A 22,526-nucleotide genomic window follows, 5' to 3' on the forward strand; every position below is an offset into this window, starting at 1 on the left:
GCTTTGAGGAGATGAATTTGCCAAGTTGGGCAGCGGTTCAGTCGAACTGTTGCCATGTTTCACCGCGTACCATGTCCGGTGATTCGCTAATTATCTTTTCTCTTAAAACAAACCACAGAATATTTATGAACAAATTATACGATTCGATTACGGCAACCATCGGTAACACGCCGCTCGTCAAAATTAACCGCACTACAGAGGACATAGATGCAAACATCTACCTCAAGTGCGAATTCTTCAACCCGCTCGCCAGTGTAAAAGATCGCATCGGAAGGGCAATGATTGAGACCGCTGAACGCAACGGAAAACTCAAGCCGGACAGCATTGTCATTGAGCCGACTTCGGGGAACACTGGCATCGCTCTTGCCTTCGTTTGCGCGGCCAAGGGATACAGACTCATTCTCGCTATGCCGGAGACAATGTCGTTCGAACGCCGTGTGCTCCTACGTATGCTCGGCGCGGAAATCATCCTGACTCCCGGTCCCAAAGGCATGTCGGGTGCCATCGCCCGGGCAATTGAATTAGTCGAGGAGCAAGGCACGCGTGCGTTCATGCCGCAACAGTTCGAGAATCCGGCGAATCCAGAGATTCACCGTAAGACGACCGCCGAGGAAATTTGGTCGGCGACTGGAGGCAAAATCGACGCATTTGTAGCTGGAGTCGGCACGGGCGGAACCATCACTGGAGTCTCGGAAGTGATTAAATCTCGCAAAAAACTCTACAGCGTGGCCGTCGAACCGGAGGCAAGCCCGGTTATTTCCGGCGGACAGCCTGGGCCACATAAAATCCAAGGCATCGGCGCCGGGTTCATTCCGAAGAACTGCAACACCGATGTGATTGACGACATTATCAAAGTGAGCAACGAAAACGCCTTCGCCACAGCCCAAGCTCTCTCAGAAAAAGACGGAATACTGGGCGGCATTTCGACCGGAGCTAACGTGTGGGCCGCAATGGAACTGGCGAAGCGTCCGGAAATGGCTGGCAAGACCATTGTCACTGTCGGCTGTAGCTTCGGCGAACGCTACCTAAGCACACCACTAGCTGAAAAAGCCCGCGAAGAAATGGCTGCGAAAACAGCCTAAAATGTCTACGCACAATAGGGTCTATCGACGCCCCGGCCTTGAGCCGGGGCGTTCTCAGTTTGATGGCTGTGGGCACCGCCGTTACGACCAAGAAGAAGGTCGCTAAAATCAGTGGCCTTTTCCAAATGCTGTTGGCGTTTGTCGGCTTTTCGGAAGTTGTCCGGCGGTTCTTCTTTTCGGAGGTGATGCCGAACTTCAAAACGTTGATTCTAGTGGCTGCTTTGGCTTTGGCCGCCAATGTGATTTGCTTTTAGTTTGATTCAAAGAGCTCGTTCGGAGGAGTTGAGGATAGAATTTGATCTAAATTTATGGCAAAATCCGAGTCTCTTAAGAAATGTTTCCAACAGAAAATTTGATGAGACTTACTCAGAATTATTGAATAAGCAGATTCGTTTATCACCATGAAGATCCGATTTTTTTTGCGCTTAGCCACGAGAAAGGTGAACTTGAAAGGCAGGTTACGGCGATCTGTATTTCTGAACTATCACAGGCAAAGTATATAACTTTGGCAGCTACATTGCGTTGACGGCTCCTCTGAGCAGGACACCTCCGCAATTTTGGAACTCGTGAAGTAGCTGAGATAGCCCGCGATGCACGTTGGCATCGTTGATCGTAAGTATGACATTCACTTACCGCTTGCGCTTTGCCTTCGCCCACCAGTCCATTAATGAAATGAATCTAAGGGAATATTTGGCGCAGCCCGTCCTGCGTCTTAATGAGCAGCGTGGAAGCGCTTTCGCTGAGCGACGCGCTGAGGACGCCTTCCGGCGTCCTCATTCCCTCAGTGATGTTCCCGGTTTCCAAATCGATTAGCCTTACATTGATTGTCGTATGCCTCTGCTTTGTTGGCGCCGCCTTAATGGGCTGCGGAGTGGCTTGATGGCTTGGCGCGGTGCAGGCGGTGCCAAGCGCTGCTTCTTGAGCAATTGCTGCCTGGCTTCCTGCAAAATGATTTCGCGGGCGCGTTTGGCATGGTCGATTCCCTGCCGGATCAGTTGCCCGCCCTTTCGCTTGGCTTCCATAAAGTCCATCGCCAAGGTGCGCTCGCCGAGGCGCAGTAGGTTTTCGCGTAAAGCTTCCTTGTCCGAGGTGTAAATCTTGATCTTTCGCCGCGCCCGCGAAATCGACACGTACCACTGGTTGCGGTTCGTCGCCGCCCGGTTTTGCGAGTCGGAGAATAAAACCGTATCGACGGTTTTGCCTTGCGAGGCGTACGAGGTGACGGCGTAACCGAGATTGGCTAGGCGCTGCGTAGGCGCCAAAGTTTTGCGCTGGCCCCGGTCATCGATGACGGCAATGTTGCCGTTTTTGGCAATGCGGCTGACGGTGACGAGCTCGCCGTTGACAATAGGTTTGCCATCAACGGACTTGCCGTTGAACTTCATTTGGAGACGATCACCCGGCGCCAGTTCAAGCTCGCGCTGGCGAGCGACAACGAAGTGCTTGGACTGCTTGAAGCCGACCGTCGTCACCTTGCCATCTTTACGCAGGGAAAAACCTTGCTCGCTGGCGCGTTCGACTTTCGCAAGTTCGCCTTTACCAAAACGACCGTACTTTTTGATGAAATAAACGTGGTCGCCGGGCTCGTAAAAACGCGCGTCGCGCTTTTGCGCATTATCCAAGTCGCGGCTTTCGTAGAAAGCCAGCTTGGACTCCGCCCCCAACAAGTCCGCTTCCTTGAGGCGCTGACGTACGGCGTCATTAACGGCGTGAATTTCGTCCCAAGTTTGAGCGACAATCAGCGTCGATTCTCCGGCCTGCCGCGCCTGCAAATAATCATCGGCCAAAGTCGCCTGTCGGTTCGCCTCATCGACTTCGATCACGCAGTCAAGGGAGTCGAGTCGTTCAAACGACTCGACGACTTCACCCTTGGAAGCAGCCTTCACCGCTTCGCGGTATTCGCCAATGAAAACGCGCTCGTTTTCGTCGCGACCCTTGGCCGGGTCTTGCCGACGAATCGCGGTCAACTCGGCGGGATGAAGCCCGGCGTGCTTTTCAATGGCTCGGAGCGCGTCCGAGGCTTCCACGGCGCCATGTTGGCGCGTGTCGCCCGACAAAATGATGCGCGTTTCACTCGCTTTCAGCGTCGTGAAAAGGTCGGACATTTGCTTGCCGCCAATCTGCCCAGCCTCGTCAATCACGACGACAGCATTGGAAGGCAGATCGCTTTTCGCCAGAAACCGGGCGACGGTCTGCGCTGCAAAACCGTCGTTTTGCAGGTCGATAACCTGCTGGCGTTGCGGCGCTAAAACGACGACGGAATGACCGGCATTTTCCAAGCCCTTAGCGACTTCCTGTAAAGCGAAGGTTTTGCCGGTCCCGGCGCCGCCCCGGAACAGCGTCACATAATCTTGGCTCCCAAGGATCCGCTCAACCGCGGATTTTTGCTCGCCGGTTATCGTCGCAATTGACGGCTGATAATTTTCGCAAAATGGCGCGTGTTGATTGCGCTCATTTTGGGCGGTCGCAACGATTTGTAATTCGCGGTCGAGTGCGACGTGGGTGGTAATGGTGTGATCGCGCTCATTTTTGAGGTAATTTCGACGGGCGATTTCGGCGTTCAATTTTTCGAGGGTGAAATCCTCGCCCCGGCCCCGGATCAATGCCGCCGCCTTGAGCTGGTAATCTTCCACGACGGACTTGCGCTCGAACACCCGTTCATCGGCCCAATTGACAATGACCCCCATATCTGGCGTGATTTTGTCGCCGGAATTCGGCGCGTTTTCTGGCGCCAACGAAGCGATTTCGACATGAGTCATTTGGCCACTCCAATGAGCGTGCAGGTTCGACGCTGACGATTCCTTGATTTTGCGGTCCCGTTTTTCGTGCGCAATTTGCGCCCGTAATTCCTTCAAATTTTTGGGGCGATTGCCGCTCGATAAATGCTCCCTTACACCGGCGTCAATTTGCTGATGGCGCTTCGAGAATCTTTCAATCAATTCGGGCGATATGCTTCTGATTTCAAAATCACGCGCATTGTTCTCGATCACGTAGCCCAATTGTTTGAGTCCTTTAGTAAGCTCGTGGTAGTAGAGATTTTCGACAAATTTTTGCGCCTTGAGCATCTCGTAATTCTGCAACGCTTTCCACCGATTTTCGACGGCATCATACGTCGCGTTCATGACGATGCAGTGCGTGTGCAAATGCGGATCAAGCGCCCGGCTGGTGTCGTGACGGAAGGCCGCGCCGATCACGTTGCCGGTTGTCCGGTCATCAGAGCGCCCGTTTTTTCGGACGCGGGTCATGGCGAATTTCTCCATTTCCTGCATCGCTTTTTGGACTGCTTTATCGTGGATATTCACGATGCGTACGTCCTGATAAAGCCCGGCAATCGACACACTTTTGGGCGGGCTGATCGTGAAGTCGTAGAAGATGCGCCGGTTGGCGACTTCCTTGCCGTCCTTGGTTCGCGTCGTGTTTTTGCGCGCAGTTAGGCGCTCATTATTGGCGGGATTATTGCCCTCACATAGCGCGACAAATTCGCGTTCTTTTACGGTACCTTGCAGTCCCAATTTCTCCGCTCCCTGCCCAAACCACTCGCCTTGCACCTCGTTTTCTTGGGCGTAGTAGTCGCCTACCTGCAAGTGTTCCCGGAAGTATTCCTTGGCATTGCGCAGGTTGTATTGTGGCTTAGGACTGAGCACGGTTATGGGCGGGATTTCCCGGTGTTATTTATGTTGTGAAACGCATTGGGGCGTTTCTTTAGGTGGGGGACGCCTTACCCCTTACGAGCTAAGGCTATATTATCGCAGGATTCGCCCGCTTAATAGGGAAGTTGTCCAAGGCCGGATTCCCCAATTATTGCGCCAGACATCGCCGAAGTCTTCGGAGTACGGTTCGCGACAAAACCGGAGCGCATTCGCGTTCAAAAATAGCCCTGAAATCCGGTGGAAATTGCGGCGCATTTGACCGCACTGGAAAAGAAACTGTCCCCGTTTTTTCCAATGGTGTCACACGGTTCAAGGTAGTGCTGCGCCTCCACCTTGACCTCGCGTGAGCGCGAAGCGCGAACGGTTTCCAGTTCAAACCCTCATTGGTTTTGAGGGGCCGGAAGCCTTTCAAATTGAAAGGTACAAAATGAAAATCTACGAAGCTTCGATCAAGTATTCACTCGTCTCAGAATGCCAGAGCTCAGCACTCGACTGTCCCGCCATGATCTACCAATACATGCAGGGGGCATTTGATAATTATCCGATGCAGGAAAGCTTTTGGGTGATCTGTATGAACCGCAAAAATCAGCCGATAAGCCGCACCATGATTTCACTCGGAACGATCAGCGGAACCATGATAAGTCCGGCGGAAGTGTTCCGGGTGGCGATTCTCGGGAGCGCCGCCAACATCGCCGTAGCCCATCAGCATCCGAGCGGCGATCCACACCCATCGCAGCAAGATATTCGGGCAACTCGCAATCTCGTAGAATGCGGAAAAATGATGCAGATTCCCTTGCTGGATCACATCATTTGCGGCGATCCAAAATCCGATCCCAAAGGAATCGGTTACTACTCATTCAATGAAGGTGGGCTTTGCTAAAAGCCCAACTGTCCCGCCTGGCGAACCGCTAGGCGGGACGGCTTTCACTTTGCAAACGCAGCTTACCAGCGTCAGAATCGACGACCAACATTCCGGCTGGTTGATTGCCGAGTTTTAGTTGTTCAACAAGGGCGTCGCCAACCAAGCGTTCAATGCACCGGCGCAGAGGACGGGCGCCAAAGCGGGCATCAAATCCTTCGATGAGCACAAATTCCAGAACGGTTTTGTTGTAAGAAATCTGCGTATCGAATTGGCGATTCAAGCGCTCGATTTCGCGTCCGAGTAGGAGTTTAGCAATTTCAACTTGCACGTCATATTCCAGCCGACGAAACACAATCTGTTCAGAAATTCGTCCGACAAGTTCAGGACGAAGTTTCTCTTTGACCAAGTTGAACACGACACGCTCCACGGTTTCCACGCTTGATTTTCGCATCTCCATTGCTTCGGCGGCGCCAATGTTGGAAGTGAGCACGACAAAGAAATTCGAGACATTCAGCAGTGTGCCGTCCCGTAGCGTCAAACGCCCGTCCTCCAAAATTTGCAGGAGAATGAGCAGCAAATCAGGATGCGCTTTTTCAATTTCATCGAGGAGAATTGTGCCGCCTTGCAGGTTGCCGTCGGCATCCCGGTTCAAATCGAACTGTCGCCCCATTTGCCCTTGGGCGTTGGCGTCGTCGCCAAGCAGCACTTCCAATTGTTCCTTGTTTTGATACTCGGACATATCGAAACGGATGAGGCGATTTTCGCCGGGGAAAAGGTAGTGCGTGAAACACTTGGTGAGTTCGGTTTTTCCAACACCAGTTGGTCCCACGAACAGGAACGAACCTAACGGTCGATCCGGGGACGACAGTTTGAAGGCTCCGCGCTCCAGCACGGAACAGGCTTTGTCAATGGCGGTATCTTGCCCACGAATATTGGCCAGCAAATGACCTTTCAGTTTGGAAATATGATCGGTGGTTATCATTTAAAACGGTGCGATGTATGATCTTATAAATGTTATTATTTTGTTAAGAGATCAGATAATTGGAATACATTTACGGCGTGGAATATCTCAATGTTGATCGCTGATTAAAAGCAATTCCATAAGAAAAAACATACAAAGCTCAGCGGATCGTAGAAACCAAAAACAAACATCAACATATAGAAATCTATGAATGCAACCACACTTACACCCATCTTGGCGCAAGCCACACTGACTGACCTCAAAGATATGTTCTCGCTGGCGCTGGGCGTAATCTTTTTCTTCGGATTTGTTTACGGAGTGTTCCTTGTGTGGCGGGGTGCCCGCAAGATCGCCGATGGCGATTCGGAAGGCTATTCATCGATATTTGGCGGTGTGATTATTTCGGGCGCTGGCCTCATTATGTCGTCGTTCTTCGTGCTCGCAGGATTGGGCGACGCCGTGGTTACGCCTTCGTTCTAATACGGATTTTATCCGTATCAGATTCTTCTATTAACCCTGTCAATAGACATGGAACAGCTTGAGCGTACCCGCACCAATGCGGCTAATGATTCCAAAGGTCAGGCATTTGGCCTTTCAGGGAATCTATTTCTTTTCCCGATTATCGGCGTCGTCGTGGCGCTATCGGTAAGCATGATTTCCTTCAGTATTTTTGGCCTCGGATTGGTGGCTTCAATACTGGTGGCGGCGCCGTTTTTGGCGCTGCCCACCATCTACGTTTTCACGCTTCGTCACAATAAGCCCCGAGGCTATGACCGTGATTGGCTCCACAATGTGACCTCATCGGGTTTCTCATTTGTGAAGGCCAATCAACCAATTAATCCACGTCAAATAGGAGGCAGCTATGAGTAGTCAGGCACCCAATGGCTGGTTTGCCGATGACATGCTCATTTTCGGCTCGCTTGAAAAGGGCTGCCGTGTGGCCAAGGGTTTCGTGGTCGAAACGCCCGACCTGCGAGGCGGCAGCGTGAGCATCAAAAACGAATACAAGCGTAAGATACGGCATATGCTTAATTCGCTGGGATCGAATGAATCGATGCAGGTTCAATGGACTTGCAACAATGATTACCGCCACGCGCTAACGCAGTATTATCAGGAAACACTGGATCACTGTCAGGACGATTATTTGAAGGCCATTCGCAATGAGCGTTTCACGCGCTACTGGTCCAGAATGTTGGCGCGTCAACTCAGGCGCGAGCACCTTGTCATTTTCATTGTCTGCGAAATGGAAAAGTATTCGGGCAATCTGAAATCCAAGCCCGGACTCCGCAAATTTTATGACGCGCAGCTCGACAGTTTGCGGACCCATTTTGGCGAACGGGAAAATCAGATGCGCAATGTTTTGGGCGCGGATACATCGGTTGCCGCCATGAGCGACGTGGAACACTACGCCTATTGCAAGCGGTTCCTCAACCCCTCGCTTTCCGAGAGTTTTGACTATGACTACCAGAGCAGTTTCGACGAACGATACACGATTCAGGAAAACTGCCTGCATTGTGACATCCGTTCGGCGGACAAAGCCGCTCTGGAATTTGACGGCTATTATCACAGCATTTTCACGGTCCAACGCTGGCCCAGCGAAACCTACCCCGGCATCATCCATAACCTGACGAGTCTGCCGTCTCTGGACTATCAGATCACCGTCAATATTCAGCCTCTCGACATTCGGCAAATTATCCGAAAGGAGGAGAAGGAAGCCGACCGGCTCAAAAATGAGCACCGTCACAAGGGGCGCCAATCGGACGCCACGGCCATCCAGAAGAAAGAGAAAACAATCGACGCGCTTGCGCAGGGCTACACGAAGCCGTTCAGCGTTACCTATATTATTCGCACCTGGGCGAAGGACTTGGAAACGCTTCGCGCCAAAACAGCCGAGCTCAAGCAGGCCGTCGCTCAGATGAACGGAGCCGAGATTTACCAGAACACTCTTTTTGCCAGCAGCAAGAAGCTGTTCTTTGCCTCATGGCCCGGCTGGACCGGTTCCACCTACACGCACCGCGACGAGTACGCCGAGGACGGCTATTTGGCCGATTTGTTACCTTTTTCGGCGACCTTTACCGGTTATCTGGATAATGCCGAAGCGCTTTATGACGGCAACCAGAGCAATCTTGTTGGCATCAACACCTTTGTTGGGGGAACCCCGCAGCACACTGTTCTGTTTGGCATCAGTGGCGCCGGTAAATCGGTCTTCATGGAAGACCTCCTATCGCAAACCGCCCACAAATTCGCCTACACGGTTATCATTGAAGAAGGGCTGTCATACGAAAGCTTCACGAATAACCTTGGCGGCACACCAATCATTATCCAGCCCGACAGCGACCTCGTAATCAATTATCTCGATACGGCAGGTATGCCGCTGACACGCCTGCAAATATCCTCTGGCGTCGCCTTGGTTTCACGCATGATTGGCGTGCCCGATTCGCAGGAACGGCAACAGGTCAGGCAGGCGCAGATTGGACACTACATTGATTTACTCTACCGCGACCAATTTGAATCGTGGAGCAACAAGCATCGTGACCGTATGCCGGAGGTCCGCAAAATGGCGTGCGCCACCTACCTGTGGAAGCAAGAGAAGATTCAGACCAAGACAAGCTTTATCGAAGCATTCAGTATTTTCCGCGACTTACTTGCCGCTGAGGACGAGGAAGCGATGGAATTCTTCAATTCGATCAGGCCGGACAGGGTTGTCGAGTTCGCCAAACACGCCGACACGAGCGATTACGTCAAGGACACCGCTTTTGCCTACTTTGAGCCCGAAGATTATCCGATCCACTCTCAGTTGATTGAACTGATGCGATTCGGGCGCAGTTCTTACCACCCCAAGGAGGAAATTGACGAATTGGCTACCCTCATGGCCGCATGGACGGCTACCGGCAGTTACGGCAAGCTGTTCGATGGCGCGACCAACATCAATTTGAAAAACCGGATTGCGCATTTCGAGTTGGGACAATTGGGCGACGAAGCCGTTGAACTACGCACTGCCGCCGGTTTGCTCATTACCTCATTCGCCCGGCAACATATAATTTCGCTGCCGCGCAACTTGCGCAAACGGATCATCTTTGAAGAAGTCTCACGCTTCCTTGACGTGCCGGGAGGCGAGAAAACCGTTTCCGAGGCATACGCGCAGCTTCGTAAATTCTCATGCTGGACTTGTTCCATCGTTCAGCAATACGAGCGCTTCAAAAGCTCGCGCATTCGCTCCGTCGTCATGGGCAATTCCAAGCAGCATCTATTGATGCGACAGTTGGACAAGGCCGACATTCAGGAAATCGCCCAGGACACCGGACTGCCGCCATCGGTGCAGGAATCCATTATGGATTACCCGCTCGTGGAGCAACAAGCCGAGGGACACAAGTATTCCAGTGTGTGCTACTACGCGCCAGGCGCCAGACCGCCGCTTTGTGGAACCGCGCTGAATATACAGGCGCAGACCTATTACAATCAAACCAAGGCCCAGCCTGAAAAGGAAAGCATTACCCAATGAAAACACTATTTTCCCCAACTGGGCGTCACCAGATATTCTCTGTCCTGATTCTCGCAAGCGCGTTGCTTGCCGGTTGCGCCAACAGCGATGTCGGCAAGGGCGCCACCGTGGTCGGTGGAAGCGCACTCGGCGCATTCACCGCCTATGAAGCCTCCGACGGAGACGCCGCATGGACGACCGGGGGCGCGGCGCTGGGCGCCGTCGCTGCCTTGGGAGCCAACGCCTATGCCGAGGAAAGTGAGCGCCTTGCTTACCGTAGTGGCTACGAAGCGGCGCTCAACCAAAGCGTCAAGCAACAGTACTGGATTATGCAGAACCAGCAAATGCAAAAGCAGTACGGCGATCAGGATGAAACGGAAACCTTCGTCCCGATTGTTATTCCCGAACAAGAAATCAACGGCGAGCTCAGGGATGAGCGCGTCATCTACTTAAAAGCAAGGTAATCGCATGAAGCTAATTCTATTTTTCTCCATTCTGCTATTCGCAATTTCGGCGCAAGCGCAGTGGGTCGTCACCGATCCCGCGCATACCGCGCAAACCATTACCTCAAGAATACAAGACATCGCCAATCACGCCGAAGTCTTAACTGAGTGGCAGCAACAGTACGAACAGCTTACCGAGCAAATAAATACGATGACGCAGCAACTTGAAGTGGAAACCATCATGAAGGACTGGATGGGTGACCCGATTGCGGTCGATCTTCCTTCATTGGAAGTGCTTTCAATGGATGACTTTATCGATGACATCAATTACGGCATTCCGTGGGATGAAGTTATTGAGCAGGCCGATGGCACTGACAGTCTCGGTGAAACTCACGGCGGTTTGTTTGAGGAGGTGCCCGCGGTAACCGTAACCGGCGAAGCGGTCAACGTTACCGATGCGGCTTTGAAACAATACGCCGCCGTGGATCGGCAGTATATCAATTACGTTGAAGCCTCCGGCGAGATCGATGCTCGCTTGCGGGAGCTGCAAGAGAATCAGGCCCTCACCCTGACTGAACTGCGAAACGCCGCTACTGACGCGGAAGTGCAGAAGCTATCTGCCATTGTAAACGCTCAGAATGGTCAAATCACTTTGCTGATTTCTGAGCGCGAGAAGCAATACCAGCAATACAACGCATTGAAAGAACTGAGTGAGAATCAGGAGGCAAAATCAAAATCCGTCTCCGTTAAGGCGCACATGCAAGACCAACATGCTGCTTACCAATCTTTGCAAAACTACCTAATGGGGCTCACCAGCTCCGAAAACTAAAACGACCTACCAGTTATGAAAAGTATCGGATTAATTCTACTAACGGCATCGCTGGCCATCTGCGGATGCGGCGGCGAAAAGCGGGAAGCCCAAATTACCATTGCCGAGGACGGGCAACCGGCCCGGACAATCAGTATCATCGTTGAAGGCAAAGACGATGTTATCATTGAAGACCCGTATATCGCTGAAATCGAAGCAATCTCTGCTGAATACATGAAGGAGAGAGAGCGCATCAAAACCGAAGGCGACGAAATGAGCCGCGAGGAACGTCAGGCATTCGGCGACCTTCGTAAATCCAGTGGCAAGCGGATTCGCGAGCTCCAACGACTTCGCCGGGACTTTATTCGAGAGCAAATGACCGAACACGGCGGCGTTCGTTTCATCGTGACCGATTCGGAGGATGCGGAGGATGGAATGAACGAAGCGCTGAAAACAACCGGAGATTATCTGCAAGGGCTCCAAGAACGGCAATAGGCCCAACTCATTTATCCATGAATTTTCTCGAAGACATCTATCTTGAAGACTTTCAGCGCTCGATCATTGAGCTTCAAGAAGCGCTGTTGTTTGTGGCTTACTTCATTCTCGTAGTTGGGCTCATTGTTAGGCTGATACGAGCATCAGACACCGATACAGACATGATGGCAATGGTGAAGCCCATATTCACTTGTTTCTTCCTAAATGCCCTCATCGCAACGGTTCGTTTCTGGTTCGATGGGCTCGATTCAGGATTCAACGAGGCCGCTGCATGGATAAATGAAGACTTTGGCAGTGAACCTTTTGCCGTTAGCGAAGCTTTAATTGATACGATTCAGGAAGACCCTGAGGCTGAAGGTTGGGGAGTCGATAGAATCGTCAATTCGATGTATCTAGCCGTTGTTTATGGCTTGGCCAAAATAGGCATAACGCTGGCCGCACTATTTCAGGTCCCGTTCTATATTCTTCAATATGTCCTCAAGTGGTTTGGCTTTTTATTCCTGCCCATCGGACTCTCTCTATTCGTCTTTCCATCGCTGGGCAATATTGGGGTAAAACTGATTTCAAACATCATGGCAGTCATGGCATGGCCCATTGGTTTTGCCATAACGAATCTTGCAGCGATGGCCGTCATTGACGATTTTGCGACCGCTTCAACCTTTACGGGTAATGACACCGGAGCGGCGCTCTACATGATGAGTTTCGGTTCCCTGCTGATGGGCATAATGGCTTCGCTGATACTGGTGATTGGCACGCTGGCAACGCCAACCATCATGTATATTCTATTCTCCAGCGGCGCCATATTGCAGGGAATTACCGGGGCTGTTACCGGCGCTGCCGCCTTTGCGACCTACATGGGAGGCAGCATGGGCTTTAAAGGACAGGGTGAACCAGCCCCGAAAAGTGAGTCACCGCCCAGTAGTCCAGCTCCGGCGCCCGCTTCGAGCTACGACAGTATTGGCGGTTCTGGCGGATACACGACGGGCGAGCCACCAACGACTTACGGCGGGGGTTCATCAACCGAACTGGGTCCCGTATTCAGACAAGATCATTCGTCTGCTGACCAAGACGCAAAACTTGCGCTGACCAGTGAAAGCCAACCGGCTTTGCCAGCACCGCCCGAGCCTACCAACCCCATGCTTCCCGTTTCTCCGAGTGATCCAACGGGAAGCCAACATGCGGCCAGACTGTTCGCCCTTGGCGCTGCCGCAAAACCCGTAATTGATGTATGAGTTCAGAAAATCCAGAAACACTAGACTGCTCACAACCTGACCCGGTAAAGGCGCAGGAGCGTGGGACGAAGCGGCAACCGCAGAAGCAGTTTCATCCCCTGAAATTGTTCACGGACAACGCATGGGCGGCCCGCATGTGGTTTCTTGTATCGCTTTTCTTACTTGGCCTCGTGGTTATCCAACCATTTTTCATTATCAACGCCTACCGCACCCGTGAGCGAATCGTGGTCATGGATGGCGCAGGAACTTTTTCCGTGACGCCAACGCTGGACTTTCAGGAGGCGACTCGCGTTCACGAAGAACTGGCGTTATGGGCGACTTACGCCCTGTTCTCGCAGAATCCCAACGGGTTCGATATGCCTGAATTGCTCGACAAGCTCTTTCTGAATGAAGCCTTGAAGCACGCACGCGACTTGCATTCGCAAGCATCCAAGGAATTCCGGGAAAAAGACATCCACCAGAAGGTGGAAATTTTTGAAATCAAGATTCTCGAAACCCGAGAAGAACAGGTGTTCGCTCAGGTAAAAGGGCAATTGATCCGTACCGGAACCTTTGAAGGTAAGACCTTTGTCGAAGACCCGGAATTTACGCTCACCCTCGTTTTGCACCGCAACCCGAACATGCTCGATAACAAGCGCTTCCCGTTAGCGGTCACATCTTTTGAGGACAAAATCTTACTGTAAATGCACCATGAATCTACGCCTCATTCATTTCTTTCTCTTGCTGACACCAGCTATACTACTGGCGAAAGCAGACCGCTATAACCGTGATGTCATCAAGCAGTATGCGCTCAATCCGCAAACCGTCTACAACATCCCGATTGGCAACACGCCGACTACGATTACGTTTCCGGGGCCGCTTTCATCGATTGATGGCGCCAACGTCAGCAGTAGCGCCAAGAACAAGGCGCCGGTTCTGCTCAGTTACATTGATGGCCGCTACTTCTTTTCCGTTCGGGCGACCGAGCCCAACGCAAGGGGAGCGCTCAATGTGGTTTTTCAGAATCAGACCTTCGTCTTCAATTTCTATCACCATGAGGATGAAATTCCTTACCGGACCGTTCGCTTGGTGGATTCCGGTGATTCGGCGATGGTGGCGGCAGGCTACGGAGCCGAGCGCACCAACATACATAAGACCACGCCGAGCGTATTACTTGATTTGCCGGATCGCGCCAAGAGCTACCACCTGATTAACCAAGCATACCCAAAGATGTTGGATGAGGAGATCCAACATCTTGCCCCGCCAAACCTGAATACGGAATACCAAGACTTCAATGTCCGGATCGATGACATCTATCGATTCCCCCAGTACGACACACTTGCTTTCAAGATCAGCTTACGGAATGAATCCGATGAGGCGATTTTCTACCAGCCGCAGATGATGGCCGTCAGGATCGGGCAGAATTTGTATTTCCCCTCAATCGCGGACGCCTCCGGCATCATTCCCCCGCAGTCTGATAGCATCGCCTACATCGCGATCACCGGCAAGCCGAACGGCGAACGCGCCGACCTCAGCATCAGGAATCCATTCCAGATCATCGTATCCCAAGTGAATGATCCGGCCACGCTCCTCATTCCCTAACCCAACAATAAGATGCTATCATTTATCAAATCACCACTCGGCAACGCCGTCGTTCTAATAACCCTTGTTGGCTCCATTGCCGCCGTGGTTGTGCTCGACTCCATCGAAGAAGGGCGAGCCGAGGCTGACTTTAACGAGCCCCAAGGCGAAACCTACAATTACAAGCCGGAGGTGTACAAGCGGGACATCCCGCGCTTCAGAATGCCCGGCGCCGTTGTTCAATCCATCACGGACGAGAAGCCCGAGCCAACGGAAGAAAAGACTGCGACTAAACCAGAGTCAGTTGTATCCCGGCCATTCTTGGCGCGTCAAGAGGAGTCCAAGGAAGAGCCCGAACCGGAATTGCCGCTGAATCTCTTTGCGGGCAAACCGCCCGAGAATCAACCAACGCTTTCCGCCGATTACGCGCCGTATGGCCGCCTCGTTCCATGCGAGCTTACTATCACCGTTGAGAGTAATGCGATCAATACGCCGATCATTGGCCTTGTCACCGATGACGTGGTCCATGCCGGTAAAGTCATAATACCGGCGGGGGCCGAAGTTCATGGTCGCGCCAGCGAAAGCCGCAGCCGTGACCGTATTGCCGCCACCGGCACATGGAATTTCGTCTGGCGCACACAGGACCGTCTCAACGGCACGGAGCTAGCCGTGCAGGGCATTGCGCTAGACCGCGAATACAATTTCAACACCGGGCAGTGGGGGTTGCGGGATGGCTCCGCAGGCTTGAAAGGCTACCTCATCGAAAGCGATAGTTGGAACGAGATTAAACTGTTCGCTTCGACCTTTCTAGCCGCCGCTACGCAGGGCCTCAAAGAATACGACAACTTTATCACTGATACCGGTTCGAGTATCCAAATTGCCGAAAGCTCTGCCGGGAATGCCGCCTTGGACGGCGCCAGCGCCGTCATGGTCGAGTATGCCGAGCAGATTCGGGAAACGATTCAACGCGACGGCTACTACATTCGCGTGCCCACCGGGAAGCAGTTTTACGTCTATGTCACCCAAACCATCGACGCCCGCGAAGGTACGCGGGGCAACGTCAGCAACAAGGACATTTGGAAAAAGGAGGATAACGCAAATGAAGGATAAACGAAAACGACTCATTGGCCTGTTCGCCATCGCGCCCATTGCATTGTTTTGGAGCGGCTGCGAATCCACGGAATCTTTTGCCGAGGAACCGCCGCCAATGCAGCCAGCCGAGCCCATTCAAGTTTCGGGCACTCAGCTTGACCCTTACAATATGGGCAAGGTCCGCACGCCCGAGGCGATTCACGCCTACTATATTGGTCCTTACGTTGATCCACAGGATTCCGGCATTCGCCACGATGGACACCGTATTTCCCGAGTGGAACGCCCGGCTCAATGGAACCTGACGCCAAGCGCCCCGACCGCAGTTCCCTTGGGGCCGGTCGTCGCCGTCGCCGACCCTGCCAAGCAAACGGCACTGCTTACCGGGGAACTCGAAAACAAGATCACTCAGGCCAACAACCTGATTGCCGCCCTCATTGAGCAGAACGACCAGTTGCAAGGCGAGCTCCAACGGAAAGACAAGGCCATCGAAAACCTATCGCAGCGTATCTCCAATCTCGAAGATTAGCAATTTCATCATGAATACACACAAATCTATCACCTTTGGCATTCTGCCAAACCTGTAATCACAAGCTGAACAAATAGCGGCCCCACGGACAGGTTAAGAAAGCGTGGGGTTTGGTAGGACAATCCTATGACATCACTAAAAAAACGAGTTAGTCAGAATAAAGAGGCGATCAAATCGCCTGGCCCTAAGAAGAATCCTGAAATCGACGCGATGATTGACAGGTACATCAAAGAGCATCCCCAGCGGGTTGCTTATTTGAAAACAGAAACCAAAGACCAACTGGTTCGACGCGCCATCCTCAAGGACGCCTTGAAGTATGACGCGAGCATGAAGCAGCGGGTCAAAGTCAACGAGGCAGTGGGAAACTTTCTCAAAGATAACCCTGAAATTGCTCAGGATATTGAGAAGCGTATCTCACGCGTGCCCGACGAACAAAAACAGGATGCGCGTATGCGCCTCGGGCGGCAGGAAGCCACCCGAACAGCCCTGAAAATAAGCTGATTAACCGGGGTTGGTCGGGCGTAGCAATTCTTGGCCCGGCCAACCAAAAATTTAGCCATTAACCCATATTGATTAATATTTGAACATCATGGAAACCAAAACGAATAGCGCCGCCCCGGTCGCATTGCCCGTCGAAATATTAGAAGTGTTCGAGAACTCAAGCGACTACCTCAAACGCCGCTACGATTCTATTCTCCTTAGCCCGGAAGAATTAATTGTCTTCTTCCTCTCAAGCGTAGCCTCCCATGAGGTCGTCACGAGCCTTGAAAGGCAGGTTTTGATTCTCTCGGGTAAGAATCCGCCTGCTGACGAGGACGAGCACTTGATGCAAACTTACCTTGATATGGAAAATGAAGGACTCGCCTGAGTCTTGAGTGACCAATCAACGTAAAATGGAACCGCCGCCGGATAATAATCCGGCGGCGGTTTGTTTGTCGCAATAGCAGTTGAATGCTTTGCAGGTGTCCGAAATGGGCACCTGTTCATGTAGCGCAGCAGCTGAGTTTGTCCACATCCTTGCCGAAGGACAGGGCCGCCAGCTTCACCGCTTCGCTGAGAGTGAGGTAAGGGTGGAACATGGAGGCCAACTCTCCCGCAGTCATCTCGTGGCGGAGGGCGAGGCTGATTTCCATCATCAGTTCAGAGCCCTCGTGCGCAAGGACGCGGGCGCCAAGGATGCGGTCAGTCCGGCGGTCACGGATTAGTTGGAGGAAGCCACGAGTGTCGCGGGCGGCGAGTGCCCGGGGGACTTTCGACATGGGCAGCGTGATGGTTTCCGCGTCGTGGCCAGTGGCTTTCGCTTGTTGTAGATCCATCCCGACCCCGGCCACTTGCGGATCCGTGAAGACGACCCAAGGTAGCGGATTGTAATCACGTTCACGCGGGTTCGAGCCACTTACAGCACAGGCGTTTTCGGCAGCTAGTGCGCCTTCGTAAGCAGCGGTGTAAACGAACATAGGATCGCCCACCACATCGCCCGCCCCATAGATGCCAGGGGTGCTGGTTTGCTGGTGCGCATCCACTTCGATGAAGCCATTATGATCGAGAGCGACACCGGCTGCTTTCAGGTTCAGTCCGTCGGTATTAGGCGTGCGTCCAGTGGCTAACAGAACGCGTTCAGCGGTGAAAATCTGACGTTTGCCTTCTATACTTGCCTCAATCTCGACCCCTTCGCCTCCGGGGCGCACGGAGAGGACGTTCACGCCGGTTTGGATATTGAGTCCTTCGCCACAAAGATACCCGGTAAGGGCATCGGTTAGTTCGGCGCTTTCGGTAGGCAGAATGCGGTCGGAGCGCTGCAGGACGGTGGTTTTTACACCCAGCCGCGCAAACATCTGGGCGCACTCAAGTGCGATGTAGCGCCCTCCGAGGACGAGCAGCGACTTAGGCGCAGCGGCGAGTTCGAAAGCGGTGTCCGTGATAAGATAATCTATCTCGGCAAGTCCCGGAATTTCGGGAACATGCGTGCGCGCACCGGTGGCAATGATCACCCGGTCGGCAATCAAAGTTTCTCCGGCGACTTCGACCTCCTGAGGTGAAAGAAATTTGGCACGTCCTTCGATGATCTTGACCTCGGGCAGGTCTTTAACGACGTCGAGGTATTTTTCCTGTCGGAGCGTTTCGACCAGTGCATGGGTCTGCCGCGTAAGCGCTCCAAAGTCGGCTACCTCACTGCGCGACTTAATTCCGTCAAAAGGATGATGTTTGTTGCGATAATGCGTCTCCGCAGCACGAATGAGCGACTTGGAAGGCACGCAGCCGACGTTTACACAGGTGCCGCCAATAGGGAGTCCGTCGTTGATAATGGTCACCCGCCAGCCGCGCTCGGCGGCGCGGGTTGTGGCCGCGAAGGCAGCTGAACCGCCGCCAATAATGCCCAGGTGGCCTGGATCGGCAGGAAGTTTTTGAGCGGGTTCTGATGCGCAGTTGTGGTTTGTTTTACAGCAATCGGTCATGGCTATTGTTTGTCGGTTTTGTCGAACAATTGGACGGTGTATTGGGGTTCGACTTTGGCTTTAAAGAGGTCGGCGGGCTGGATTTTTTCGGCGTCGATGCGCACGGTGGCGTGCCCGGTTTTCCAGTCGACCTTGGCTGTAGATACACCTGGGATTTCCAGGAATGCGGACTCCACGCCAACAGCGCAACCCGCGCAGGTCATGCCATCAATCTTGAGCTTCACGTCCTGTCCGTCCGCAATCTGATTCGCGTTTTCGTGGTCGGCGGCGACTTTTGACGACGCAATCGAGGAAAGGGCCGGGACAACGGCAAATTGCAACAACAGGTAGGCTCCGATTCCGGTGCAGAAGATGGTAGCCACGGTTTTCACGTTACGGGCCTTGCTTTTTCCCGCACAGCAGCGGTTCTGCTTGCGCACGGCAAACCACGAAGCGAGCGCGAGAATGAGCAAGCCCAGCCCAATGAACCACGGTTTGTAGCGGTCTAACCCAAACAAGGCGGTCGCGCTTCCAAGACCAAGGAGAATGGGTATAAGTGGCCCTACACAACAGATCGCCGCCGCTCCAGCGGCCAAGAGGGCACCACCCAGACTCGTGCTCGACTTCGTTTTAACTAAAGCAGTTTGTTCTTTTTTAAACTCTTTAATGTCCATTATGGACAAAGTCTACACCTTGCACTAAGGTATAAGGTCAAAAGAAAAAAATGATAATCGGCGAACTGGCAAAAAAAGTGGGTGTTAACCCACAAACGCTCCGCTACTACGAGCGTAAGGGTCTATTGCCCGAGCCCTGGCGGGTCGGCTCCGGTCGCTATCGCATGTATGGCTCGGAACACGAAGCGCGACTACGCTTCATTTTCCGAGCCAAAGAATTAGGGTTTTCGTTGAAAGAGATCGAAATGCTGATCTCCCTGCAGGATGCTCCCGTAGCTATCTGCGACGAAATGAAGGCGCAGGCGGAAGCCAAAGTTGCCGATATCGACCGGAAAATTCGCGATCTGCGCAGCCTGCGCCGAGTCCTCGCTAAACAAATCGAGGGCTGCACAAAAACTGGCACCTCGAAGAACTGCCCGATGCTGGCGGCTCTGGAGGATTGAGAAACAGCACAAGTCATCTCAATCCCCAAGGCCGTTGTTTTCATCAAATAATCTGATTGGATATTTAGGACTTACAGCAGCTCAGGGGCACGGTGGTGCTGGTTTCAGAGGTCTTCTCCGGCATCCCACACGCGGGCATGCGCTGCCCCATGTAGGGGTTGGCTACTTTTTTGTTATCTTGAAGCCAGCGACCGCCTTCGACCATAGGACAGGTCATGACGAACATGCCCTCGGATTGGCCGAGCAGCTTGATGGCGTTGCGACTAAGCGGCAGAAAGGCCTTACGGGCACTTTCGAGGTCGAGCGCCCCGGCGAGTGTTTCAGCTTGTTCGGCGAGTGTCGTCTGCTCGGCCTTGGTGGCACGCTTGCTTAGTTGCTTTGCGGCAACCTTGGCCGATTCGAGATCGTCCTCGACGAGAGCTGCGGCAATGGCTTCATAAGGCTCAAACAGTGCTTTGGCCTGATTCTCGGGAAGCGCGACTGCCTGAACAGCTTGGGTATCGGCAGAGCCCTCCTGTGTGGTGTTGGCTTGGAGATAAGCGAGGCTTCCCAAACCGAGTGCGAGGCCGAGGGTAAGGATGGATGTTTTCATTTTTATTTTCATGGTGTTTTGTGGTTTTGATTTACGTTTTCGCGGTTATTCTACGGAAAATTTGGTTCATGGTTTTACGTTGACGGTGGTAACGGATTCAAAGGGCTCGCCGTTTGCGGTTCCGGTTAGGCGGGCGATCCACTCGCCTTCCATATCGACGGTCAGGGTACCAGTGTGGGTGCCGGTCGTCGCGCTGGCGGGTTCCGATTGCGCCTGGTTGCGCATGTCCATACCGGGCATGTCCATGGAGAGGACGAGATCGACTGCTTCGAGGGGCAGGGGTGATCCGCTTGCCGGATCCGAGGCGACGAGCGCAATGGCGTTCTCGCCCTTGCGCAAGCCGGGTGGGTCGACCCGCCACTCGAGTGTTGTCAGTGCATCATGGAGTAAAGCGAGCTGTTGGTCGAGGATTCCGAGCTGCTCGTCAAATGACGCCAGTCGTATCCACGCCGCCTTGGCTTGCGCGATACGTTGACGCACCGTGTTCAGATACTCGAAATAAGCAACATCAACCCCCGCCTGAGCGAGCGCGCTGCTCGCGCAAACGTGTGGGCCAGGGTATCTTCTGGAACAGACCAAATTTTTGGTTCTGCGCCCCGACCCGAGTTTCGATGGGCGAGAAAAAGTAACCATAGGACAGTTCTGGATCGGGCAAGGTTCCCGCCGCTGGTACGCGCGCCTCTACAGCCTCCCAGCGCAAGCGCGCCGCGGCAATGAAGGCGTCGTGCGTGAGAACCTGACCGAGGTACTGTGACAGACTGAGAGGTGGCGGGGCATCAGCTGCTGCACGCAACAATAAGGGAGCGGATGCGCCAAGGATAATAGTTGTATATATAATTTGATAAATTAATTGTCTCATGAATCGAATGTGATTTGAAGTTCGCGCACGGAAGCGACCTCTGAAGCCGCAGAACATGCATATAAACAAACGTTAACCAGTTATCAATAACAGTAGATCCAGATGCTACGGCTTTAACAGACGCAACGAATCCGGCTCTATTCAGAACACTGGTTTCAAACCATTCGGTTCAAATCAAAAAGACACAAAGCCTCGCCCTGATTTCAGCGGCGGGAAAAGAGGATTCTTTTTGCCAACGAACGAGCCTGCAAAGCGAAAGGCCTCGCTCGTATTTGGGGGCAACCTTGCCTGGAGACAACCACAGAGGCAAATCAATCAAGCTGGCGGCAGGAACCACTAGATTCATATCTGCCAATTTCGGGTCTATCTCCCCACTCATGAATGGACAGCCGCTACAGCCGACCGAAGAATCTTCATCATTCGACCCTTCGGAATCAACGGGCGCCTCAACTGAGCCACAGCAAGCGTGACTCTTGTCTTCAGTAGTAGGCTTAGTCTGTCCACCAAAACAATACACGGGCGCACAGATCACTGATGCTGCGAGCGTCATGGTGAGCAGGAAAGCTGAAACCCACTGTTTAACGGATCCTACCATTCAAATGGAAACTGTTACAGCAAGCCGACTTTCCCGTCAATAGCGAAAACTTGCATAAGCACCTGCGATCAACTGTGACGATCATGTAGAACGACAGTGCGGACGAGTTAAGCGCCGCCATCAAAAGGTCAGAATTCTCAGTTACGCTTGCCCTCGACACTGAATGAAGTCTCTCTACGGTATTTCTCACAATGGAGAAATTCACTCACCTGAAAGAAGTCCAAATCCTTTACAAATCAGTTACGGTTGAGGGCGACTGGCATGGGCAGTGGGTCGAAGGGTCGGAGTCCGTAGTTTCGCTATTTCGCAATATTCAGGATGAAAGCCAAAAGAAGCTTATGGTTATGAATCTGCATGAGCAATTTCGCATAGTCTGTTTTGAAGTGGCTGCCATCGGCGGCAATTTTGATGTAAACGACCTAAAGGTAAGGGATCTATTCACGTCAGCCTGCATCTTCAGAGCGGACTATTTGATGGTTGTCCAGAATTACATGGATGAGAGTTCTTGGCCGAAGGACACGAATATTGCATTCACCGATAAGGTGACGAAAATATCCAAGGACTTGGGCATTCAACTTCTTGATAATATCATTATCGGGAAAGAGCGATTTTACAGCTTTGCGAAGGAAGGGTTGCTACCGGCAGACCCGGCAAGTTGATTGATTCGAAGCACCGTTCATTATGCTATCGTATAATTGGGAAGCGTATGCATTCCCATTTTCCGTATTCTTTACCA

General features: G+C 52.7%; 26 protein-coding genes. 18 read left to right on the forward strand and 8 right to left on the reverse strand.

Going from position 1 to position 22,526, the window contains the following annotated elements; genetic code table 11:
• Nucleotides 1-125 precede the first annotated feature (125 nt).
• Nucleotides 126-1,082 (forward strand): cysteine synthase A, encoded by a 957-nt coding sequence (gene cysK, locus K0V07_RS14410; protein WP_220622087.1) that lies wholly within the window; start codon nt 126-128, stop codon nt 1,080-1,082.
• 68 nt (nt 1,083-1,150) lie between these two features.
• Nucleotides 1,151-1,336 carry a hypothetical protein gene (locus K0V07_RS14415; protein WP_220622088.1) on the forward strand — a complete coding sequence of 62 codons (186 nt, stop codon included), beginning with the start codon at nt 1,151-1,153 and terminating at the stop codon, nt 1,334-1,336.
• Between the two features lie 561 nt (nt 1,337-1,897).
• Here the strand turns inward: K0V07_RS14415 and mobF are convergent.
• The gene (mobF, locus tag K0V07_RS14420; protein WP_220622089.1) at nt 1,898-4,726 is read right to left on the reverse strand and encodes a MobF family relaxase; all 2,829 of its coding nucleotides are present in this window, start codon (nt 4,724-4,726) and stop codon (nt 1,898-1,900) included.
• Between the two features lie 349 nt (nt 4,727-5,075).
• Between mobF and K0V07_RS14425 the strand changes: the two genes are divergently transcribed.
• Nucleotides 5,076-5,612 carry a JAB domain-containing protein gene (locus K0V07_RS14425; RefSeq protein WP_220622090.1) on the forward strand — a complete coding sequence of 179 codons (537 nt, stop codon included), beginning with the start codon at nt 5,076-5,078 and terminating at the stop codon, nt 5,610-5,612.
• 28 nt (nt 5,613-5,640) lie between these two features.
• Here K0V07_RS14425 and K0V07_RS14430 read toward each other — a convergent pair whose 3' ends face one another.
• Nucleotides 5,641-6,576 (reverse strand): AAA family ATPase, encoded by a 936-nt coding sequence (locus tag K0V07_RS14430; protein ID WP_220622091.1) that lies wholly within the window; start codon nt 6,574-6,576, stop codon nt 5,641-5,643.
• Nucleotides 6,577-6,762: 186 nt separating this feature from the next.
• Between K0V07_RS14430 and K0V07_RS14435 the strand changes: the two genes are divergently transcribed.
• From K0V07_RS14435 to K0V07_RS14495, 13 genes are all read left to right on the forward strand, one after another.
• Nucleotides 6,763-7,035 (forward strand): hypothetical protein, encoded by a 273-nt coding sequence (locus K0V07_RS14435; protein ID WP_220622092.1) that lies wholly within the window; start codon nt 6,763-6,765, stop codon nt 7,033-7,035.
• A gap of 48 nt (nt 7,036-7,083) precedes the next feature.
• Nucleotides 7,084-7,425 (forward strand): hypothetical protein, encoded by a 342-nt coding sequence (locus K0V07_RS14440; RefSeq protein WP_220622093.1) that lies wholly within the window; start codon nt 7,084-7,086, stop codon nt 7,423-7,425.
• Nucleotides 7,418-10,057, forward strand: a complete 2,640-nt coding sequence (locus K0V07_RS14445; protein WP_220622094.1) for a hypothetical protein — start codon at nt 7,418-7,420, stop codon at nt 10,055-10,057. Before K0V07_RS14440 ends, K0V07_RS14445 begins: the two co-directional genes overlap by 8 nt.
• Nucleotides 10,054-10,500 carry a hypothetical protein gene (locus K0V07_RS14450; protein WP_220622095.1) on the forward strand — a complete coding sequence of 149 codons (447 nt, stop codon included), beginning with the start codon at nt 10,054-10,056 and terminating at the stop codon, nt 10,498-10,500. The genes K0V07_RS14445 and K0V07_RS14450 overlap by 4 nt, the downstream gene beginning before the upstream one ends.
• Nucleotides 10,501-10,504: 4 nt before the next feature.
• On the forward strand, nt 10,505-11,308 hold the full coding sequence (locus K0V07_RS14455) for a DUF4141 domain-containing protein (RefSeq protein ID WP_220622096.1): 804 nt from the start codon (nt 10,505-10,507) through the stop codon (nt 11,306-11,308).
• A gap of 15 nt (nt 11,309-11,323) precedes the next feature.
• A complete protein-coding gene (locus K0V07_RS14460; protein ID WP_220622097.1) occupies nt 11,324-11,782 on the forward strand; it encodes a hypothetical protein in 459 nt (152 codons plus the stop codon).
• Nucleotides 11,783-11,799: 17 nt separating this feature from the next.
• Nucleotides 11,800-13,014, forward strand: a complete 1,215-nt coding sequence (locus K0V07_RS14465) for a hypothetical protein (protein WP_220622098.1) — start codon at nt 11,800-11,802, stop codon at nt 13,012-13,014.
• On the forward strand, nt 13,011-13,697 hold the full coding sequence (locus K0V07_RS14470; RefSeq protein WP_220622099.1) for a hypothetical protein: 687 nt from the start codon (nt 13,011-13,013) through the stop codon (nt 13,695-13,697). The genes K0V07_RS14465 and K0V07_RS14470 overlap by 4 nt, the downstream gene beginning before the upstream one ends.
• 7 nt (nt 13,698-13,704) lie before the next feature.
• Nucleotides 13,705-14,595, forward strand: coding sequence for a hypothetical protein (locus tag K0V07_RS14475; RefSeq protein ID WP_220622100.1), 891 nt, complete (start codon nt 13,705-13,707; stop codon nt 14,593-14,595).
• Nucleotides 14,596-14,607: 12 nt separating this feature from the next.
• Nucleotides 14,608-15,684, forward strand: coding sequence for a TrbI/VirB10 family protein (locus K0V07_RS14480; protein WP_220622101.1), 1,077 nt, complete (start codon nt 14,608-14,610; stop codon nt 15,682-15,684).
• Complete coding sequence (locus K0V07_RS14485; protein ID WP_220622102.1) at nt 15,674-16,192, forward strand: hypothetical protein; 519 nt, start codon at nt 15,674-15,676, stop codon at nt 16,190-16,192. The genes K0V07_RS14480 and K0V07_RS14485 overlap by 11 nt, the downstream gene beginning before the upstream one ends.
• A gap of 126 nt (nt 16,193-16,318) precedes the next feature.
• Complete coding sequence (locus K0V07_RS14490) at nt 16,319-16,693, forward strand: hypothetical protein (protein WP_220622103.1); 375 nt, start codon at nt 16,319-16,321, stop codon at nt 16,691-16,693.
• Nucleotides 16,694-16,781: 88 nt separating this feature from the next.
• On the forward strand, nt 16,782-17,060 hold the full coding sequence (locus K0V07_RS14495) for a hypothetical protein (RefSeq protein WP_220622104.1): 279 nt from the start codon (nt 16,782-16,784) through the stop codon (nt 17,058-17,060).
• A gap of 115 nt (nt 17,061-17,175) precedes the next feature.
• Here the strand turns inward: K0V07_RS14495 and merA are convergent, their stop codons facing one another.
• Complete coding sequence (merA, locus tag K0V07_RS14500) at nt 17,176-18,648, reverse strand: mercury(II) reductase (protein WP_220622105.1); 1,473 nt, start codon at nt 18,646-18,648, stop codon at nt 17,176-17,178.
• A gap of 2 nt (nt 18,649-18,650) precedes the next feature.
• A complete protein-coding gene (locus K0V07_RS14505; RefSeq protein WP_220622106.1) occupies nt 18,651-19,301 on the reverse strand; it encodes a heavy metal-associated domain-containing protein in 651 nt (216 codons plus the stop codon).
• A gap of 50 nt (nt 19,302-19,351) precedes the next feature.
• Between K0V07_RS14505 and K0V07_RS14510 the strand changes: the two genes are divergently transcribed.
• A complete protein-coding gene (locus K0V07_RS14510) occupies nt 19,352-19,744 on the forward strand; it encodes a MerR family transcriptional regulator (RefSeq protein WP_220622107.1) in 393 nt (130 codons plus the stop codon).
• Nucleotides 19,745-19,808: 64 nt separating this feature from the next.
• Here the strand turns inward: K0V07_RS14510 and K0V07_RS14515 are convergent, their stop codons facing one another.
• From K0V07_RS14515 to K0V07_RS14530, 4 genes are all read right to left on the reverse strand, one after another.
• Nucleotides 19,809-20,348: a DUF3347 domain-containing protein gene (locus tag K0V07_RS14515; protein WP_220622108.1), complete on the reverse strand. Its 540-nt coding sequence runs from the start codon at nt 20,346-20,348 to the stop codon at nt 19,809-19,811.
• 54 nt (nt 20,349-20,402) lie between these two features.
• Nucleotides 20,403-20,816 carry a FixH family protein gene (locus K0V07_RS14520; RefSeq protein WP_220622109.1) on the reverse strand — a complete coding sequence of 138 codons (414 nt, stop codon included), beginning with the start codon at nt 20,814-20,816 and terminating at the stop codon, nt 20,403-20,405.
• A 28-nt stretch (nt 20,817-20,844) separates the two neighbouring features.
• Complete coding sequence (locus tag K0V07_RS14525) at nt 20,845-21,195, reverse strand: hypothetical protein (RefSeq protein ID WP_220622110.1); 351 nt, start codon at nt 21,193-21,195, stop codon at nt 20,845-20,847.
• Nucleotides 21,196-21,364: 169 nt separating this feature from the next.
• Complete coding sequence (locus K0V07_RS14530) at nt 21,365-21,790, reverse strand: hypothetical protein (protein WP_220622111.1); 426 nt, start codon at nt 21,788-21,790, stop codon at nt 21,365-21,367.
• A 191-nt stretch (nt 21,791-21,981) separates the two neighbouring features.
• Here K0V07_RS14530 and K0V07_RS14535 point away from each other — a divergent pair, with 191 nt between their 5' ends.
• On the forward strand, nt 21,982-22,449 hold the full coding sequence (locus K0V07_RS14535) for a JAB domain-containing protein (RefSeq protein ID WP_220622112.1): 468 nt from the start codon (nt 21,982-21,984) through the stop codon (nt 22,447-22,449).
• Nucleotides 22,450-22,526: the final 77 nt, after the last annotated feature.

The sequence above is a fragment of the Ruficoccus sp. ZRK36 genome, assembly GCF_019603315.1.
Taxonomy (GTDB): Bacteria; Verrucomicrobiota; Verrucomicrobiia; order Opitutales; family Cerasicoccaceae; genus Ruficoccus.